This window comes from Luteococcus sp. (assembly GCF_043424415.1).
Lineage (GTDB): Bacteria > Actinomycetota > Actinomycetes > Propionibacteriales > Propionibacteriaceae > Luteococcus.
Genome location: NZ_JBHWOO010000136.1, coordinates 13,530 through 31,375 on the forward strand (window position 1 = coordinate 13,530; position 17,846 = coordinate 31,375).

Here is a 17,846-nt window from a genome sequence, read left to right on the forward strand (position 1 = left end):
TGGTAGCTTGGGCGGCGCACACGGGAGTCCGAAGCGTCGGGCTGAGAGGAGGGCACGCGCCCTCGACCGTCGAACCTGACCCGGGTCATGCCGGCGCAGGGAGGCCTCTTGCAGGCAGTCGAGATCCGGCTGTCACCCGTGCCCCCGACGATGAAGGCACACCATGGACACCACCGAAGACCTCACCCGCCCCGCGTCGACCAAGGGCTGGCGCGTGGTCGACATCGTCGTGGCCGCCGTGCTGGGCGTGGCGATCGGCCTGGTCTTCTTCGCCTACAACGGCCCCGGCTATGCGGCCTTCGAGTCGGTCGACGCGCTGACCCCCGGCCTAGGCGGCCTGCTCGCCGGAGTCTGGCTGCTGGGCGGCCCGCTCGGGGCGCTGGTGATCCGCAAGCCCGGCGCCGCCCTGTTCGTCGAGCTGCTGGCCGCGATCGTCTCGATGGCACTGGGCACCATCTGGGGATGGGAGACCGTCGCCTCGGGCTTCGCGCAGGGACTCGGGGCCGAGGTCGTCTTCGCCCTGGCCGCCTACCGTCGCTGGAACCTGGGCGTGGCCATGCTGGCCGGCGCCGGTGCCGGTGCCGCGGCCTGGGTCAACGAGTTCATCCTGGGCAACCATGCCAAGTCGCTGGCCTTCAACGGCACCTACCTGGTCTGCCTGCTCATCTCGGGAGCGGTCCTGGCCGGGCTGCTGGGTTGGCTGCTCACCCGTGCCCTGGCCGGCGCCGGTGCGCTGGACCGCTTCGCCTCCGGGCGCGAGTCCCGCTGAGCGCGGCACCAGCCACCTCATGAACCCAACCGCGCCATGATCGTCGCCGAGGACTGGGGCTGGCGCCACGCCGGGCGCACCGGCTGGGCGGTGCACGGCGCCAGCTTCACCATCGAGGACGGTGAGAAGGTGCTTCTGCTCGGCGCCTCCGGCGCGGGCAAGTCCACCCTGGTGCATGCCATGGCGGGCGTGCTCGGCGGCGCCGAGGAGGGTGAGGAGTCCGGCCGGCTGCTCGTCGACGGCCGCCACCCCACCCGAGGGCGCGGCCAGGTGGGCCTGGTGATGCAGGACCCCGACACGCAGGTGGTGCTGGCGCGGGTGGGTGACGACGTAGCCTTCGGCTGCGAGAACATGGGTCTGCCGCGCGACCAGATCTGGCCCAGGGTGCGCGCCTGCCTGGACGCGGTCGGCCTGGACGTGCAGCTCGACCGCCCCACCTCGGCCCTCTCGGGAGGCCAGAAGCAGCGGCTGGTGATCGCCGGCGCGCTGGCGATGCAGGCGAACACCCTGCTGCTTGACGAACCGACCGCCAACCTCGATCCCGAGGGGGCGCGGGAGGTGCGCGACGTGGTCGCCGGGCTGTGCCGGGAGCGCGGGACCACCCTGGTGGTGGTGGAGCACCGCGTGGAGCTGTGGGCCGAGCTGGTGGACCGGGTGCTGGTGCTCGCCCCCGGTGGGGGCGTCCTGGCCGACGGGCCTCCGGCGAGGGTCTTCACCGAACAGCGCGATGCCCTGCTCGCCGCCGGGGTGTGGGTGCCAGGCGCGGCACTGCCACCAGGCCTGGGCGGGACCCCGGCGCGCACCGAGGGGGCCCCGTCTGCCACCGGCCGCGAGCCGGTCCTGCACACCGAGCAGCTGTCCATCGGCCACACCCCCCAGCACGTGGTGCAGCAGGATCTGGACCTGGCGATCGCGCGCGGCCGCTCCACCGTGGTGACCGGCGCCAATGGTGCCGGGAAGTCGACCCTGGCCCTCACCCTGGCCGGGCTGCTGCCCAAACTCGGCGGACGGGTGGTGGCCGTCCAGCAGCTGTGGCCCTCCCCGACCATCACCCGGGGCCGGCTGCGACGACGCCAGCTCGACCCGGCCGACCCGGCCAACTGGGCCTCCCGCGACCTGGTGACCAGGATCGGCACCGTCTTCCAGCAGCCCGAGCACCAGTTCGTCGCTGCCAGCGTGCGCGAGGAGCTGGCCGCCGGACTGGTCGCCCTGGCCCGGGTGGACCAGTCCTGGACGCCCGCACGGATCGACGAGCAGGTGGAGCGCCTGCTGGAGATGCTGCACCTGCAGCGGATTGCCACGGCCAATCCGTTCACCCTCTCGGGCGGCGAGAAGCGACGCCTGAGCGTCGGGACGGTGCTGGCCACCGGACCCGAGCTGATCTTCCTCGACGAGCCGACCTTCGGCCAGGACCGCAACACGTGGCTCGACATGGTCTCGCTGGTGCGCCAGATGGTCGACGAGGGCCGCAGCGTGGTCTCGATCACCCACGACGGGGACTTCGTCGACGCCCTGGGCCAGGACCACCTGCACCTGGAGCCGATCGGGACAGAGGCCGACCGATGAGGCGCACCCAACTCGATCGTGTGAACCCGGCCATCCGCGTGCTCTCGGGGATCGTGCTGAGCCTTCCGCTGGCCCTGACCGTCGACTGGGTGAGTGCCTCGGTGGCGCTGGTGTTCGAGGTGCTGGTCTTCCTGGCCGCTGGCGTGGGTCTGGGCACCCTGCTGCGCCGGGTGCTGCCGCTGTTGGTGGTGGCGCCCTTCGGGGCGGTGAGCATGCTGCTCTACGGCGCTCCCTCGGGCCGCACCTGGTGGCAGTGGGGGCCGGTGGAGGTCAGTGACGGCTCGGCCATGCTGGCCCTGGCCCTGACGCTTCGGGTCTTCGCGCTGGCGATGCCCGCCATCGTGCTCCTGCAGGGCATCGACGCCACCCGGATGGCCGACGGGCTGGCCCAGGTGCTGCGGCTGCCCTCGCGCTTCGTGCTGGGCAGCCTGGCGGGCTTCCGGATGCTCGGGCTCTTCCAGGAGGACTGGCGCCAGCTGGGCCAGGCCCGCCGGGCCCGCGGTCTGGGCGATGCGGGGCGGCTGCGGCGCTGGGTGCTGATGAGCTTCTCGCTGTTGGTGCTGGCCCTGCGCCGCGGGGGCCGGCTGGCGACGGCGATGGAGGCCAAGGGCTTCGGCGGCGCTGTGGAGCGCACCTGGGCGAGGCCCTCGCGGGTGGGCTGGCCGGATGCGGTCGCCCTGCTGCTGGCGGTGCTGGTGGGTGGCATCGCCGTCGCGGCTGCGATCCACATGGGAACGCTGCGCACGGTCTTCTCATGACCGCCCCCTCATCATGACCGCCACGCTGCGCCGGATCCTGGTGGACGGTGGCTCTGGCTCGGGCAAGACGACGCTGGCCCGTCGGCTCTGCGCGGCCTGGGGCGAGCTGTGCGGCGAGCAAGTGCAGCTGGTGAGCCTCGACGACGCTTACCCGGGCTGGCATGGCCTGGCGGCGGGCTCGCGCGCCGTCCACGAGACGATCCTGCGCCCCCGGGACCCGGGCTACCGCCGATGGGACTGGCAACGCCAGGCGCCTGGGGAGTGGGTGGCGCTGGACCCCGCCCGCCCGATGGTCGTGGAGGGCTGCGGAGCGCTCACTCCTGCCTCGCGGGAGCTGGCAGACCTGGCCCTGTGGGTGGAGCTGGACGAGCCCACCAGGCGCCGGCGGGCCCTGGACCGCGATGGTGAGGGCTATGCGCCGTGGTGGCAGACCTGGGCCGAGCAGGAGGAGCTGCACTGGCAACGACACAGCCCCCAGCAGCTGGCCGACCTGGTCGTCGCACCTGGCCGGGACACCCGTGGGCAGCTGGATTGGCGCTGAAGGGGTTCTGAAGACCGGCCAGCGCCGCCGACTGAATCGGTTAAGCCACTGGATCTCCACAGGGCCTTGTCACACCAGGTTCGGTGGGGCCCGTCCCGGCACCCCCCGGACTGCGATGCCGCATCGTAGCTGGCGGGGCGGCCGGGGCACACGCCCACGAAAGGTTAACCTCATCCGAGTCGCCCTCGTGGCGGCCGCAGCTGGGGAGCTGCGACTCGGGGGATTTGCCAAGGCCCCCGTCGCAAGGAATCCCCCACCATGAGCAGCACCGCCCTCCGCGCCCTCGCCGCCCTCTCGCTGACCGCCGGCCTGGCCATCGCCGCCCCCACGCAGGCAGCGGCCGCCAGCTCCAAGTGCGCCATCGTGCAGGCCCGCACCGTCGCCGGCTACAACTTCTCCACGATGCCCACCAGGCGTGTCTGCTCCCAGAGCCTGGCCTACGGCACCTCGGGCGTCGCCAAACTGGCCAGCAAGACCATCGTGGTCAACTACAGCGCCAGGCGCACCTCCAACCAGCAGGTGGGCAAGGCGACGCTGCACGAGTTGACCCACCACGTCGAGTACCGCACCACCCCCGCCAGGCGTGCCAAGCTCTACGGCTACGTCGGCCTGGGCGATGCCAAGGGCAACTACTTCGCCGTCAAGGACTCCTACTACCACAACGGCTCCCTGGCCCGTTGGAAGCAGTCGCCCCGCGAGCGCCTGGCCGAGAGCGTGGTCAACTGCACCTATGGCAGCCCGAACCACAAGGGCATGAAGCTGGTGCCCCGGAGTCAGTGCAAGTCCTTCCTCAAGGACTACGAGGCCGCCATCGCAGCCGCCCGCTGAGCCAGCCTGACCAGCGGCAGGTGGGCCAGCAGGACCGCCATGGCGAGCAGCACGCCCACGGCGGGCCACTGGACCACTCCCGGCAGGGCCTGCGCCAGGCCCCACAGCACCTGCAGGGCCAGCAAGACCTCCAGCACCACCAGCAGCCGTCGCACCCCATGGGCCCGCGACGACTGCTGTGCGTGCAGCCCGTCGGCCAGGCGTGCGAGCAGCAGCCACAGGACTGCCATCCACGCCAGGCCTGCCGCCGCGTGCAGCGCGGGGCCGAGCCATGGTGGCGCGCTCTCGCTGAAGAAGACGGCGAAGTCGAGCAGGGAGCAGGCCAGCCCGGCGACAGCCAGCAGGAGCACGCGCGGGCCGTCCGGCATCCGGGACTCGACGAGCCCCGCGGTGACCAGGCCCCAGCCGATGGCATCGGGCAACAGGTCGAAACCATTGAGCACCGGATCGGCGGCCAGCACCAGGGCTCCCCAGGCGACCAACAGCATGACGACCAGACTAGCGAGCAGTCACCCCCGCGGGGACAACCAGTGGCATCGGCTTGCCCGGCGGGCGGCAATCTCGTAGAACGTGCTGGTGACCCCAGACCGCAACGTGATCACCGTCGAGCACACCGATCGCACCTTCCACCGCTACAAGATCCTGGCGGTGCTGCTGGTGCCGGTGGCGATGAGCCTGATCCAGATCAGCTCCATCAATGTCGCCCTGTCCAGCATCGGCGTGGGCCTCGAAGCCTCCTCCTCCCACCTGCAGTGGGTGCTGTCGGGCTATGCCCTGAGTTTCGGCGTGGCCCTGGTGCCGGCCGGGCGCCTGGGTGACGTCTTCGGCCGGGGAAGCCTGCACATCGCCGGACTGGCACTGTTCACGCTGGCATCGCTGGGCTGTGGCCTGGCGACGGACTCCTTCATGCTGAACGGGGCGCGGCTGCTGCAGGGCCTGGGTGCGGGGCTGTTCAACCCGCAGACGATGGGCATGATCCAGCAGTACTTCAGCGGTCAGGGCCGGGCCCGGGCATTCAGCCTGCTCGGCATGGTGGTCTCGGTCTCGGTGGCCATCGGCCCGGTCTTCGCCGGCAGCATCATCCGCACCATCGGGGCCGAGGACGGCTGGCGCTGGTCCTTCCTGCTGATGGTCCCGATGGGCCTGGCCGGGATCCTGCTGGCCCTGCGCTGGCTGCCCTTCGAGACCGAACGTGCCCATCACGCCGCACGCCGGGTGACGGCCGACGGCGGCGCGCGCCGGCAGGGAGCGCGCTCGCACGTCGACCTGGACCCCGTGGGTGCCCTGCTGCTGACTCTGGCGATCCTTGGCGTGATGCTGCCCTTCACGCTGAAGTCCGGCGGGCTGGTCTGGGCGCTGGTGCCGGCAGCGCTGGGCCTGTTGTGGGTGTGGGTGCGCTGGGAGACCTGGCACAAGGCGCGCGGCGGAGACCCGATGGTGGACCTGGCGCTCTTTCGGCACTCGAGTTTCACCATGGGCACCGCCACCTCGGCGGTGCAGTTCCTGGGCGCCACCTCGATCTTCGTCACGGTGGCCATGTACCTGCAGAACGGGTTGCACGCCTCGGCCTTCGCCGCTGGCCTGATCGGCCTGCCCAATGCCGCGGCCTCGGCCTGGTCGGCGATGTGGTCGGGGCGTCACGCATTGCGCATGGGGCGCCCGATCATCATCGGTGGCCTGCTGTTGTGCACGCTGGGCGTGCTGGGCAGCCTCGTCGTGGTGTGGGCGGTGGACACCTGGCAGGTGAGCTTCTGGTGGCTCCTGCTGACACTGGGCCTGTCGGGCCTGGGCGTGGGTGCAGTCGGCTCGGCCAACCAGACCTTGAGCCTGCAGGACGTCCCGGTGCACTCGGGCGGGACGGCAGGCGGCGTGAAGTCGGCGGCCGAGCGCACCGCGACCGCGATCGGCAATGCCATGATCACGGCCGTCTACTTCGGCGTGACCGCCTCCCATGGCGCCGCCAAGGGATGCATGGCCGCCTATGCGGTGATCGTGGTGGTGCTGCTGGCCGCGGCGGGCCTGGCGGTGCGCGACCGTCAGCTCAACGGCAATGGCATCCACTGGCCCGCGGGTGCCGTGGCGCGCTGAGCGCTGGATTGCGCGTCCCGATGGGAGCGGAGACGTGGAACGGGTCACCCCGCCATCGTGCTGCCCCCGCTGGAATTGCGGGTGCCGCGCCGGTGCGCGGCGGTCCGGTGCGCGGCGGTGTTGGGCTGTTCAGGCCGCCAGACTGGAGTGCTCGCGCGAAGGGCTGACGACGATGGTTTCGTCGGAGGACAGGGCCCGGTCGGCCATGGCGCTGGTGGAGTTGCCGGCAAGGGTGATGACGACCAGGGCGGTGATCCAGAGGGTGGCCAGGACGATGAGCAGGGTGATCATGGGGGACTGCTTCCGTGTGGGGGACATCGGACCTTCCGACACCCCGAAGCCTGCCATCTCGCACGCCCGTCATAACTATTGTGGGACATTCGTTCAGGATCGCGTCAGGTAGTCCCGGCTCGCACCAGTTTCAGATCCTCGCCCCGAAGACGCCGCAACCCCAAGCACGTCTGGATCAGACGGTCACATAGCGCACCACCAGCGCGAGCACCAGCACGACGACGACCGCCCCGGTCCACTGCCAGGTGCGATTCGGCAGTCCCTTCCAAGTGCGCTGCACCGCCATGGTCATCAGCTGCGCGGTCACCAGGCCCGTGATGAAGCCGCCCAGGTGTGCCTGCCAGGCGATCCCCGGGATGGTGAACGAGATCACCGCATTGACCAGCAGCACGCCCCACATCGAGCGCGACGAGGCCCCGACATGGCGGTACATCACCAACAGCGCCCCGAAGAGCCCGAAGACCGCGCCCGAGGCGCCCACCACGCCGTTGTACCAACCCACCCCCGCGGGGTTCTGGGCCGTAGGCGGCAAGGCCAGCAACACGAAACCAACGCCACCGCCCAGCGCGCTGACCAGGTAGAGCGCCGCGAACCGGGCGGGGCCCAGTGCCAGCTCCATCCACCGGCCCACCGACCACAGGGCGAACATGTTGAACAGGATGTGCGTGATCCACTCGGAGTGGGCAAAGGCCGAGGTGACGAAGCGCCACGGCTCCACCTCGCCCAGCGCAGGACTCAGCGCCACGAGCTCGGTGAAACCCGGGACACTCCGCTGCGCCAACCAGACCGCGATGCACACCGCGATGATGGAATAGGTGACCACCTCGAGCTGGGGACGCTGGCGTCGTACAGGCTGGGAATCGGCTGTCGGCCACTGTTCAGTCACCCCAGAACTGTAGGCAGCAGCGGCCAAGAGAATGCTGTGGGCCGCGCACACCCCGGGCCACCACCACCGGCGGGCTAGGCTGGACGCACCGGCCGCACCCGGCCACGGCACCCGAGGAGGACCATGGACGAGCTCGACCCGGGCGCCGCCTGGGCCGCCCGACCCCTCGACGCACGCACCCTGCGCCGCATGCTCGAGCACGCCTACGGCCCCCGGGCGCCGCGCGAGGAGCCCGTCGTGCACGCCCTGTCGACCACCTCGCGCAACCTCGTCCTGCGCACCGCCCTGCACGACGGACGCCAGGTGGTGCTCAAGATCGCACCGCCACCCCACCTGCCGTCGATGGGCCACGAGACCGACCAGCTGGGCGCCGAGGTCGAGGCACTCCACATGGTCGCCGAGCACACCGGCATCACCGCGCCCCAGATGCACCACCACGACGACTCCCACGAACTGGTCGACGCCGAATGGTTCGCCATGTCCCACGTCGAGGGCCACCCCGCCGGTCTCGGCGCCGGCGATCCCCGCCTGGCCGAGACCTTCGCCGCCCTGCACCAGATCTCCGGCGACGGCTTCGGCCGGGCCGGTGCCAGCCCCCAGGGCTCCTGGCAGGACGCCTTCACCAGCATCGTGGAGGACCTGCTGGCCGACGCCCAGCTGGTCGGCCAGCAGCTCGACGTCGATGTCGAGCACCTGCACCAGCTCGTGCTCGACCGTGGCGACTGCCTCGACGAGGTCACCGAGGCAGTCTGGTGCTGGGCCAATACCGACCCGGCAGACCTGCTGGACACCGGCTCAGGACTGGCCCTGCTCGACCACGGCCACGGCATCTGGGGCGACCCGCTGATGGACCTCGACGCGCCCCGCACCGGACTGTCGGCCGCCGCGGCACGGCGCCGCGCCCTCTACGACCTGCGCGAGGCGCTGGAGGCCTGCGTCGTCGACGCCCACCGCGGACGGGTCGCCTCAGCCACTCATGCCAGTGCGCTGCAGGCGGCCATCGACGCCCTGGCCGCGTTCGCCTGAGGCCAGGACGTCGGCAGCCCGGGCTCAGGCCAGCAGGCGGAAGTCCTGCCAGCCGTACCCGGCCCTGGTGCCCGGGAAGAAGGAGCTGCCGCGGTTGAGGTAGCTGTACAGCTCGCCGGCCGGATTGCGACCGATCATGTCGAGCCGGCCGTCACCATTGAGATCACCCGGGACGAAGAGCCCGGTCCAGCCACTCCAGCCCCGCCCAGCCTGCCGGTAGGAGGTGATCTTGCCGGCGCTGGTGTAGTAGGCCCACAGGGTGCCGTCTGAGCGGATCGCGAGGATGTCGGCACTGGCATCACCGTTGAGGGATCCCACACCTGCGAGGTGGGTGAAGCCATTCCAGTTCCGCCCGAGCCGTCCCAGGGCTCTGATCGTCGAGCCCAATTCATAGCGCAGCAGGTCACCCGTCGCGGTGCGGCCCACCAGGTCGGGGCGGCCATTGCCGTCCACATCACCGACTACGGTGAGCACCGACAGTCCGCCCCAACCCCGGCCGACCTGGCGCCCCGCCTGCCAGGTGCCCATCCCCCTGGACTGGTAGAGCCACAGCGTGCCGTCGGTGCGCCGGGCCAGCAGGTCACTGCGGCCGTCACCGTTCAGGTCGCCCGCCACGGCGATCCAGTTCATCGCGCCCCAGCCGCGGCCCACCTTCCAGCCGTGGCCCAGGGTGCCGTTGCCGCGGCCCTTGTACAGGTACAGCTCGCCCGAGTTCCTGACGGCCAGCACGTCGGCGAAGCCGTCGCCGGTCTGGTCCCCCGTCACCTTCGAGGCCGACGAGCTGGTGCTGAAGTCCACCGCCTGCGTGAGGCTCTGCGTGCCACCATCGAGACGCTCCAGGGTGGCGGTGATCGAGCCGCTGTAGTGGGTGCCGGGGCGTAGCGCCTGCTGCGGGACCATCGCCACCTGCGCCGCACCCAGGGCCATGGTGGGCAACTGGCAGACATCGACGGGCACACCGTCGGCCAGCAGCTTCCCGGAGGAGACGACCCGATCACCGTAGGTCATGTAGTCGAAGGCCGCGGTCACCGGGAAGCCCGCGCCGCCGCAGCCGGCCCCCGCCAGCCAGGGGGCGCTGTTGCGCACTTCGGTGACATTGGCACCGGCCGGATGGCTGCGCGGATAGCCGGTCGGTGCCTGCCCGGAGGCGCGCCCGACGATCGTGCGCACCTCGGAGTAGCCGCCGAAGCCGATGGTCTGCATGGTCGGGTCCAACAGCAGGCTCTCACGCAGGTAGGGATCGCTCAGCGCTTGGGCCACGGCCCCGCGCAGCGTCACCGAGGGCAGCACCTCGGCATACTGCGCGATCTCGGCTCCGGCCTCGGTGTAGCCCGGCATGCCCTGCTCCTGGCTGTACCAGTCGTCATCGTCGACGTTCAGCTGCACATATTTCGCGTGGGCATTGAGCGCCGCGGTGGAGGCGGTGTCGAGGGTCACCGGCTGGATGCCGTGGCGGGAGCGGTGGGCATTGATCGTGACGATCGCCTGGGCCGGGGTCATGTCGGCCGTGGCCTGGGCCCGCACCTGCACGGGCTGGGCCATCCGGGCCTCGGCCCGCGCCTGGCGCGGGTCCTCGCTCGTACCCGGTGCGGCTGCTGCGGGGGTGGCCCCGGTGACCAGGCCCAGGCACAGGACCGCCGCCGCAGCGAGACGGGCGGACCCCCCCACACCAGCGACGGACGTGCCAGCGACGCACGTGCGGGCGGCGGACGGGCGGAACCGGGCCATGGACGACTCCTTCGAGGGGGCGGGCTCCTTGGGCGAAGCCGGCCGGGACCATCAGTGTGCACCACCACCGCGCGACAATGACGCAGCGCCCCGCGGTGGGTCCGCAGGACGCTTCGTCGAAGCCTGCCACCAATCCGGCGGGCCGGGGGCAGCGGCCAGGCTCAGACGGCGGGCCTGCCGTCGACCGTCAGCTGCCAGTTCGGCTCGAAGAAGGCGTCGGCGTCGATCGTCTGGTGTTGTTGGGCCCAGTCGATGAGCAGCTGGCGGATCTCCTGCTGCTGCTGGTGCACCACCGCAGCCGTGGCGATGTGCGGGAAGTTGCCACCGCCACTGCGGCGGTAGTTGTTCACCGCGACGACGAATTGCTGGTCGCCGGCCACCGGGACGCCGTCCAGGGTGAGCTTTGTGATCCGCTGCCCCACCGGCCGGGTGAGCTCGATCTCGTAGTCGAGGCCGGCGACGATGTCGTAGTTGTAGTCCCAGACGTTCTGGCCCTGGTAGGGCACCTGGGTCATCGTCTCGGGGTCGAAGCTGCCGCCACTGGGCACCCGGCCGAAGTACTTGGCCGAGTACTCCAGGTAGTCCCTCACCTGGGCGCCGGTCATCACGACCGCCTCCAGGGTGTTGTCGTAGATGTAGAGGCCCGCCATGTCGCGCACCGTCACGTCGCCCTTGCCGAAGACTGCGGTGCGGCTGAAGGGGGCGGCGATGCTGAGCACCGGCAGGTCGGCATACTGGCCACCGGCCAGGGCCTTGGTGACCGCATCGGCCTGCACCATCTGGATGTAGTCGAGGATGGCGGTGTCCTGGTAGCGGCTCGTCGCGGCCGACATCTCCTGGGTGCTGGTGGCGATCACCTGGTTGACGTAGTCGACGGTCTTGTCGTGGTAGGGCGCGATGACCTGCATCACACGGCGATCGGCCGGGTAGTCCTTGGTTGCGTGCAGCTGCGAGGAGGCCGAGGCCACCTGCCAGCGTCCCTTGACCTTGCGCAGGTCGAAGGTGATCTCGGCCACCGACTGGGCCCAGTTGCGCGGCTGGGTCATCAGCACCTGACGCCCGGTGGGCTTGTTGGTGACGAACTGCTCGGCCACCTCCTGGTGCGAGTGGCCCATCACGACGGCATCGATGCCGGCGACCTCGGCGGCGATCCGGTCCGAGACGTTCTCCACGCCCAGGCCCAGGGCCGCGGGATTGTAGGAGGACAGCCCGCCCTGGCCGGAGTGGGAGAGCACGACGACGACGTCGGCGCCGGCCGCACGCACCTTCGGCACCCACTGGTGGGCCGCCTCGACCATGTCGTCGATACGCACCCGGCCCTCCAGGTTCGCCCGGTCCCAGACCATCGAGCCGGGCGTGGTGAGGCCGAGGATGCCGACCTTGACCGGCTTGTGGCCCTTCACCGTGCGCTCGACGATCGTGTACGGCTGGTAGCGCGGCCGGCCGGTGGCCACGTCGACCACATTGGCCGCCAGCACCGCGGAGTCCACGTCGGAGGCGAAGTCATCCAGCAGCGGCAGGCCGTAGTTGAACTCGTGATTGCCCAGGTTGTTGGCGTCATAGCCGATCGCGTCGAAGGCGGCCGCCATCGGATGCTCCAGCCCGCTCGCGGTGACCGGCTCCTGCTTGGCGTAGTAGTAGCTCAGCGGGGTGCCTTGCAGCGCGTCGCCGTTGTCGACCACCACCACCTGCTCGGCACCCTTGGCCTCACGCACCTGCCGGATCGCGCTGGCCGCCTGGGCCAGGCCCACGGCATTGCCGTACTTGTCGCTGTAGGGGGCATCCTTGAAGTAGTCCCAGTTGGCGACATTGCCGTGCACGTCGGTGGTGGCCAGCACCGTCATCTCCAGCTCGTTGGCCGAGGCGCTCGGACCGGCGACGGCCGGCGCGACGGCCAGCGTGCTCGTGCCCAGCGCCACCGTGAGGGCCACTGCCCAGGTCTTGCGCATGTTCTTCTCCCGTGGGGTCGCGGTGCCCTCGTCGGCACCAGCGCGAACAGTAGACCCTCGTGCTGACATGACGGTGAACCAGGGTTTGCCGCAGTGCCCGCCGGACGACGCGGCGATGAGCCTCGGGGTCAGGGCCCGATTGCGGCCAGCGGCTGGTCTTCCGGGACGGCCCGACGCGGGACCGGTCCAACCCGGGCCGCACCCACCCCATCGCCGAGCTGGAGCCAGGCGAAGTCCGGGTCTGCCACGACACCGCCGCCCAGCACCTGCACATCGATGCGCCAGCGCTCCAGCTGCTCGCTCGATGCCGCCAGCACCACCGCAGTGACCGTCCGGCGCGGGCACTGACCGTCACCCGCTGCCCGTCCCGGGCGGGCGCGCCCAACAGGGAGACCATGTCGTGGGCTGCGGCCAGCACCTCGTCCTGGTCCTCCGAGGACAGGGTGGAGGTCAGCTGCCAGCCTGCCTCGCGCAGTGATCCGAGCCCGGCCGCGAGCAAGGGCTGCTGCGGGCCCAGCACGAGCTCCTCGCGCAGTACCGCCTCCAGTTCGTCGGCCCGCCGGCGCACCGCCGGGTCCGACGGGTCGACGCGACCGGCGGCCAGCTCCTGCAACAGCGGCAGCGCCTCCTGGGTGACCCGGTCGCTCCAGAACCTGGCCAACTGTGCCCGGGCCATGGAATGCGCCATGGCCGCCTGCTCCAGGCTGGCGAGCCTGGCCACACGGGCCTCCTGCCGGGCCGTGCGGCGTGCCGCCAGCAGCACCAACAGGGTGAGCAGCACGTCGCCCGGGCCGCTGATCAGCAGGAAGGTGCGGTCCCCCAGCTCCCACAGGTCCCCATAGCGCAGCACCAGGCCGACGCTGAGCACCACGAACCACCCCGCTGCCATCAGCCACGCCTCGCGCAGGCGCGAGGAGAGCACCACCAGGTGCACCAGCGACGAGCTGCCCCAGGCCAGCCACAAGGAGTAGTCCAGCTCGGGCTGCTCGGGCACCGCCCACAGGTTGGTCAGCCAGGCCACCGCGGCAGTCAGGAAGAGCACCCCGACCTCCACCGGACGCAGCGCCCGCCGGGTCAGCACCGCGGCGGCGAGCACACCGATCCCCAGGCAGGCCAGCGCCACCGCCATCACGAGGCTCGGCTGCCGCACCCAGGGCCTGACCAGCAGGGTCATCAGCACCGCAGCGCCCAGGCCGGGCCAGGCGGTGCGGGTCAGGGCGGTGCGAACCGTGCGGGTGGAGGCGCGCTCCCAGATCTCGACGCCCTCGTGCTCGGTGCGCGGCCAGCGCAGCAGCACCATGGTTCCCCGCCCCGGTTCAGAGCTGATCTCGGCCTGCCCACCCACGTCGTCCATGCGCTGCAGGATCGAACGCCCCACGCCCATCCGGTCGACGGGGCGCAGTGCCACGTCGAAGCCGGAGCCGTCATCGACCACCGCCACCTGCAGCGAGGCGCCGTCGTGCGCGAGCTCGACCCGCACGTGCTCGGCGGCGGCGTGCTCTGCCACATTGCCCAGGGCCTCGTGGACGGCGGCCGCCACCGAGTGCGCCACCGCCGCCGGCACCGGCAGGCTGCTGCCACACAGCAAGGCCCCGCTACGCTCCACCACCGGATTGCCGGCCAGCAGGTCATCCACGAGCAGGCTCTGCGGCTCGTCGGGGTGCGCGGTCATTGCGGCGACGGCCTCCTGTGAGGCGCGGCGCACCTGCTCGCCGGCCACCGGGGCGCGTCGCGCGGACAACACCGCCACAGCCTGCAGCACGTGGTCGTGCAACAGCCGGGCAGCCTCCCGTGGCGCAGCCGCAGCGGCCTCCTGCTGCCGCGCCCGGGCCTGGGCCTGCTGGTGGCGCCAGGTGCTGCGCTCGTGCCGGCCCGCCAGGCTGATCACGGCATCGCCGAAGAGCAACACCTCCAGGCTCGGCTGGATGATCCACAACTGGTCGCTGAGGTCCTCGCGGCTGTCGATGCCCGTCAGCAGGTACTGCACTCCGAGCGTCAAGACCATGGCCGACAGGATGAAGGTGGCATAGTGCCGTCGCACTCCCCCGCGCAGGCTCACCACCAGCACCGGGAAGAGCCAGTAGCCGGGGATCAGCAGGTCGAGGGCCTCGAAGCTCTCGGCGGCGGCACAGACCTGTCACAGGCCCCCCAGCAGCAGGGCCAGCAGCACCCAGGGCATGGTCCGGTGGCTGCGCCGCCGCAGCAGCGCGAGGCCGGCCCCCAGCTGGCTGGCGAGCAGGCCGACCATGCCCGGCCAGGTCGCCGGCGAGGTCTGCACTCCTTCCAGGACGAAGGGCAGCGTCTCGTTGGACAGGGTCATGGCCAGGGACCCGAGGCCGAGCAGACGCACGGTCAGTGCCGTGCGGCCGCGCGCTGGGGACATCTCGGACACGTGGGGGAAACCTTCGGGTGGGGACGGTCGGAGCCGGCCGGTGGGGACCGCCGGAGCCCGAACGGCGGTCCATGACCGTTCAACAATCTCACCGGACAAGGAACCGCGCCGGCCGCAGGACCGTCCTGACACGCCGGTCCGACAAGCCGACGGGGGCGCACACCTGATGGTGTGCACCCCCGTCGGATGCGTGCGATGACCGTCGGGATCAGCCCTGCTGGTCCCCGTGCTGCTCGTCACGCTCCTGCTGGTGCAGCTGCTCGGCCTGTGCCTGCTCCTCGGCGCTCAGGGCGCGCTGCTCGGTGTCCTGCTCGGCCTCGGGGATCGCCGGCGAGGCGGGCTGCTCGGCGAACTCGACCGGCGGGCTGTCGGGCAGCTCGGTGCGCTGGACGCCCTTGAAGGTGAAGGGAAGTTCCGCCCCCTCCTCCGCGACGTCGACGACCACGATCTGACCGCTGGTCAGGTCGCCGAAGAGCATCTTCTCAGCCAGGATGTCCTCGATGTCGCGCTGGATCGCACGACGCAGCGGACGGGCTCCCAGCAACGGGTCGAAGCCACGCTTGGCCACCAGCGACTTGGCCGCCGGGGTGAGCTCGATGCCCATGTCGCGGTCCTTCAGACGGCTCTCCAGCTGCGCCACCATCAGGTCCACGATGTTCTCGATGTCGCCCTGGTTGAGCTGGTGGAAGACCACCACCTCGTCCACACGGTTCAGGAACTCGGGACGGAAGTGCTGCTTGAGCTCGTCGGAGACCTTCGCCTTCATCTTCTCGTAGCTGGAGGCCTCGTCGCCCTGGCGGTTGAAGCCAAGGCTGACCGACTTCGAGATGTCGCGCGAACCAAGGTTCGTGGTCATCACGATGACGGTGTTCTTGAAGTCCACCACGCGGCCCTGGGCGTCGGTCAGGCGACCCTCGTCCAGGATCTGCAGCAGCGAGTTGAAGATGTCGGGGTGGGCCTTCTCGATCTCGTCGAAGAGGATCACGCTGAAGGGCTTGCGGCGCACCTTCTCGGTGAGCTGGCCGCCCTCCTCGTAGCCGACATAGCCGGGAGGCGAGCCGAACATGCGGCTGGCCGTGTGCTTCTCGGAGTACTCACTCATGTCGAGCGTGATCAGGGCATCCTCATCACCGAAGAGGAATTCGGTCAGCGCCTTGGTCAGCTCGGTCTTGCCGACGCCCGAAGGGCCGGCGAAGATGAACGAACCGCTGGGGCGCTTGGGATCCTTCAGCCCCGCACGGGTACGGCGGATCGAGCGCGAGAGAGCCTTGACCGCGTCGTGCTGGCCGATGTATCGCTTGCCCAGCTCCTGCTCCATGTTGAGCAGACGGCTCGACTCCTCCTCGGTGAGCTTGAAGACCGGGATTCCGGTGGCACCCGAGAGCACCTCGGCGATCTCGTCCTCCCCCACGACGGCGGGAGCCTCGGAATCGCTGTTCTTCCACTCCTCCTCCTTCTCGCCACGCTGGGCCAGGAGGTTCTTCTCGTCGTCACGCAGCGAGGCAGCCCGCTCGAAGTCCTGGCCGTCGATGGCGGCCTCCTTCTCCAGGCGCACGGCGGCGATCTTCTCGTCGAACTCGCGCAGGTCCGGCGGGGCGGTCATCCGCTGGATGCGCATCCGGGCACCGGCCTCGTCGATCAGGTCGATCGCCTTGTCGGGCAGGAAGCGGTCCTGGATGTAGCGGTCGGCCATGTTGGCCGCGGCCGCCAGGGCCTCGTCGGTGATGGTGATGCGGTGGTGTGCCTCGTACTTGTCGCGCAGGCCCTTGAGGATGTCGATAGCCAGGGCGATCGACGGTTCGGCCACCTGGATCGGTTGGAAGCGTCGCTCCAGCGCCGCATCCTTCTCGATGTGCTTGCGGTACTCGTCGAGCGTGGTGGCACCGATGGTCTGCAGCTCGCCGCGGGCCAGCATCGGCTTGAGGATGCTGGCGGCGTCGATCGCGCCTTCGGCGGCGCCGGCACCGACGAGGGTGTGGATCTCGTCGATGAACAGCATGATGTCGCCGCGGGTCTTGATCTCCTTGAGCACCTTCTTCAGGCGCTCCTCGAAGTCACCGCGGTAGCGGGAACCAGCCACCAGTGCACCCAGATCGAGGGTGTAGATCTGCTTGTCGCGCAGGGTCTCGGGGACGTCGCCGCGCACGATCGACTGGGCCAGGCCCTCGACGACGGCCGTCTTGCCGACGCCGGGCTCTCCGATCAGCACCGGGTTGTTCTTGGTGCGGCGGCTCAGCACCACCATCACCCGCTCGATCTCCTTCTCGCGCCCGATCACCGGGTCGAGCTTGTTCTCGCGGGCAGCCAGCGTCAGGTTGCGCCCGAACTGGTCGAGGACGGTCGCCGAGCTGGGGGCCGGGCCGACATCGGGGGCACCAGCGGTGGCGGCCTCCTTGCCCTGGCCACCCTGCAGCAGCTGCAGCACGGTGTTGCGGACGCGGTTGAGGTCGGCGCCGAGCTTGATCAGCACCTGGGCGGCGACGCCCTCACCCTCGCGCACCAGCCCGAGCAGGATGTGCTCGGTGCCGATGTAGGAATGGTTCATCTGCAGGGCCTCGCGCAGGCTCAGCTCCAGCACCTTCTTGGCACGCGGTGTGAAGGGGATGTGCCCGGTGGGCACCGTCTGGCCGTGGCCGATGATCTCCTCGACCTCGGAACGCACGGCCTCGAGCGAGATCCCCATCTGCTCCAGGGCCTTGGCGGCAACGCCCTCACCCTCGTGGATCAGACCCAGGAGGATGTGCTCGGTGCCGATGTAATTGTGGTTCAACATCTTGGCTTCGTCCTGGGCGAGCACGACGACGCGCCGTGCCCGGTCGGTAAAGCGCTCAAACATGGGACTCCTCACTGCAGGCCCAGAGGCCTGGGTTGCGCAGCGCCTGCCGGTGGGTCCGGTCGCGCCGCAGATGCGTCAAGTCTAGTAACCGCACAAGGCCCCGTCCTGTTCCCGACGGCGCCAACCATTTCGCCTCTGGCATGACCCGGACGGGAACAGACGCGTCGGCGGGGCCGGGCAACTGACTT

At 70.4% G+C, this 17,846-nt stretch carries 14 protein-coding genes, 1 pseudogene and 1 riboswitch; of the genes and pseudogenes, 7 read left to right on the forward strand and 8 right to left on the reverse strand.

The window, feature by feature from the left end:
* The first annotated feature begins 19 nt into the window (after positions 1 to 19).
* Positions 20 to 103, forward strand: a riboswitch (TPP riboswitch).
* Positions 104 to 163: 60 nt separating this feature from the next.
* The 5 genes from ACHFFZ_RS08175 (at position 164) to ACHFFZ_RS08195 (ending at position 4,462) form a co-directional block, all read left to right on the forward strand.
* Positions 164 to 769 (forward strand): ECF transporter S component, encoded by a 606-nt coding sequence (locus tag ACHFFZ_RS08175; RefSeq protein WP_394276148.1) that lies wholly within the window; start codon positions 164 to 166, stop codon positions 767 to 769.
* Between the two features lie 36 nt (positions 770 to 805).
* Positions 806 to 2,335, forward strand: a complete 1,530-nt coding sequence (locus tag ACHFFZ_RS08180; RefSeq protein ID WP_394276149.1) for an ABC transporter ATP-binding protein — start codon at positions 806 to 808, stop codon at positions 2,333 to 2,335.
* The gene (locus ACHFFZ_RS08185; RefSeq protein WP_394276150.1) at positions 2,332 to 3,093 is read left to right on the forward strand and encodes an energy-coupling factor transporter transmembrane component T family protein; all 762 of its coding nucleotides are present in this window, start codon (positions 2,332 to 2,334) and stop codon (positions 3,091 to 3,093) included. The genes ACHFFZ_RS08180 and ACHFFZ_RS08185 overlap by 4 nt, the downstream gene beginning before the upstream one ends.
* Before the next feature lie 13 nt (positions 3,094 to 3,106).
* Positions 3,107 to 3,634: a cobalt ABC transporter gene (locus ACHFFZ_RS08190; protein WP_394276151.1), complete on the forward strand. Its 528-nt coding sequence runs from the start codon at positions 3,107 to 3,109 to the stop codon at positions 3,632 to 3,634.
* 258 nt (positions 3,635 to 3,892) lie between these two features.
* Complete coding sequence (locus ACHFFZ_RS08195; protein WP_394276152.1) at positions 3,893 to 4,462, forward strand: hypothetical protein; 570 nt, start codon at positions 3,893 to 3,895, stop codon at positions 4,460 to 4,462.
* On the opposite strand, the gene ACHFFZ_RS08200 is transcribed toward ACHFFZ_RS08195, so the two are convergent.
* Positions 4,432 to 4,950, reverse strand: a complete 519-nt coding sequence (locus ACHFFZ_RS08200; RefSeq protein WP_394276153.1) for a hypothetical protein — start codon at positions 4,948 to 4,950, stop codon at positions 4,432 to 4,434. The genes ACHFFZ_RS08195 and ACHFFZ_RS08200 overlap by 31 nt on opposite strands.
* 88 nt (positions 4,951 to 5,038) lie before the next feature.
* On the opposite strand from ACHFFZ_RS08200, the gene ACHFFZ_RS08205 reads away from it, so the two are divergent.
* Positions 5,039 to 6,550 (forward strand): MFS transporter, encoded by a 1,512-nt coding sequence (locus tag ACHFFZ_RS08205; protein WP_394276154.1) that lies wholly within the window; start codon positions 5,039 to 5,041, stop codon positions 6,548 to 6,550.
* Positions 6,551 to 6,679: 129 nt separating this feature from the next.
* Here the strand turns inward: ACHFFZ_RS08205 and ACHFFZ_RS08210 are convergent, their stop codons facing one another.
* Positions 6,680 to 6,841 (reverse strand): hypothetical protein, encoded by a 162-nt coding sequence (locus ACHFFZ_RS08210; RefSeq protein ID WP_394276155.1) that lies wholly within the window; start codon positions 6,839 to 6,841, stop codon positions 6,680 to 6,682.
* A gap of 175 nt (positions 6,842 to 7,016) precedes the next feature.
* Positions 7,017 to 7,727 (reverse strand): rhomboid family intramembrane serine protease, encoded by a 711-nt coding sequence (locus ACHFFZ_RS08215; RefSeq protein WP_394276156.1) that lies wholly within the window; start codon positions 7,725 to 7,727, stop codon positions 7,017 to 7,019.
* 123 nt (positions 7,728 to 7,850) lie between these two features.
* Between ACHFFZ_RS08215 and ACHFFZ_RS08220 the strand changes: the two genes are divergently transcribed.
* Positions 7,851 to 8,753, forward strand: a complete 903-nt coding sequence (locus ACHFFZ_RS08220; RefSeq protein WP_394276157.1) for a phosphotransferase family protein — start codon at positions 7,851 to 7,853, stop codon at positions 8,751 to 8,753.
* Between the two features lie 24 nt (positions 8,754 to 8,777).
* On the opposite strand, the gene ACHFFZ_RS08225 is transcribed toward ACHFFZ_RS08220, so the two are convergent.
* The 5 genes and pseudogenes from ACHFFZ_RS08225 to ACHFFZ_RS08245 form a co-directional block, all read right to left on the reverse strand.
* Complete coding sequence (locus tag ACHFFZ_RS08225) at positions 8,778 to 10,481, reverse strand: FG-GAP-like repeat-containing protein (RefSeq protein WP_394276158.1); 1,704 nt, start codon at positions 10,479 to 10,481, stop codon at positions 8,778 to 8,780.
* A gap of 161 nt (positions 10,482 to 10,642) precedes the next feature.
* Entirely contained in the window at positions 10,643 to 12,301 is a 1,659-nt protein-coding gene (locus ACHFFZ_RS08230) for a bifunctional metallophosphatase/5'-nucleotidase (protein ID WP_394276162.1), read from the reverse strand.
* Complete coding sequence (locus ACHFFZ_RS08235; RefSeq protein ID WP_394276159.1) at positions 12,189 to 14,498, reverse strand: ATP-binding protein; 2,310 nt, start codon at positions 14,496 to 14,498, stop codon at positions 12,189 to 12,191. The genes ACHFFZ_RS08230 and ACHFFZ_RS08235 overlap by 113 nt, the downstream gene beginning before the upstream one ends.
* Positions 14,499 to 14,567: 69 nt before the next feature.
* Entirely contained in the window at positions 14,568 to 14,822 is a 255-nt protein-coding gene (locus ACHFFZ_RS08240; protein WP_394276160.1) for a hypothetical protein, read from the reverse strand.
* Positions 14,823 to 15,174: 352 nt separating this feature from the next.
* Positions 15,175 to 17,658 (reverse strand): annotated as a pseudogene (locus ACHFFZ_RS08245) (ATP-dependent Clp protease ATP-binding subunit); the annotation flags it as partial.
* Between the last annotated feature and the right edge of the window lie 188 nt (positions 17,659 to 17,846).

What these genes read in the sequence shown, in the direction of transcription:
- ACHFFZ_RS08200 (WP_394276153.1), bottom strand. Translation starts at nt 4,950, where the DNA reads ATGCTGTTGGTCGCCTGGGGAGCCCTGGTGCTGGCCGCCGATCCGGTG.
- ACHFFZ_RS08225 (WP_394276158.1), bottom strand. Translation starts at nt 10,481, where the DNA reads ATGGCCCGGTTCCGCCCGTCCGCCGCCCGCACGTGCGTCGCTGGCACG.
- ACHFFZ_RS08220 (WP_394276157.1), top strand. Translation starts at nt 7,851, where the DNA reads ATGGACGAGCTCGACCCGGGCGCCGCCTGGGCCGCCCGACCCCTCGAC.
- ACHFFZ_RS08185 (WP_394276150.1), top strand. Translation starts at nt 2,332, where the DNA reads ATGAGGCGCACCCAACTCGATCGTGTGAACCCGGCCATCCGCGTGCTC.
- ACHFFZ_RS08210 (WP_394276155.1), bottom strand. Translation starts at nt 6,841, where the DNA reads ATGATCACCCTGCTCATCGTCCTGGCCACCCTCTGGATCACCGCCCTG.
- ACHFFZ_RS08195 (WP_394276152.1), top strand. Translation starts at nt 3,893, where the DNA reads ATGAGCAGCACCGCCCTCCGCGCCCTCGCCGCCCTCTCGCTGACCGCC.
- ACHFFZ_RS08175 (WP_394276148.1), top strand. Translation starts at nt 164, where the DNA reads ATGGACACCACCGAAGACCTCACCCGCCCCGCGTCGACCAAGGGCTGG.
- ACHFFZ_RS08180 (WP_394276149.1), top strand. Translation starts at nt 806, where the DNA reads ATGATCGTCGCCGAGGACTGGGGCTGGCGCCACGCCGGGCGCACCGGC.
- ACHFFZ_RS08190 (WP_394276151.1), top strand. Translation starts at nt 3,107, where the DNA reads ATGACCGCCACGCTGCGCCGGATCCTGGTGGACGGTGGCTCTGGCTCG.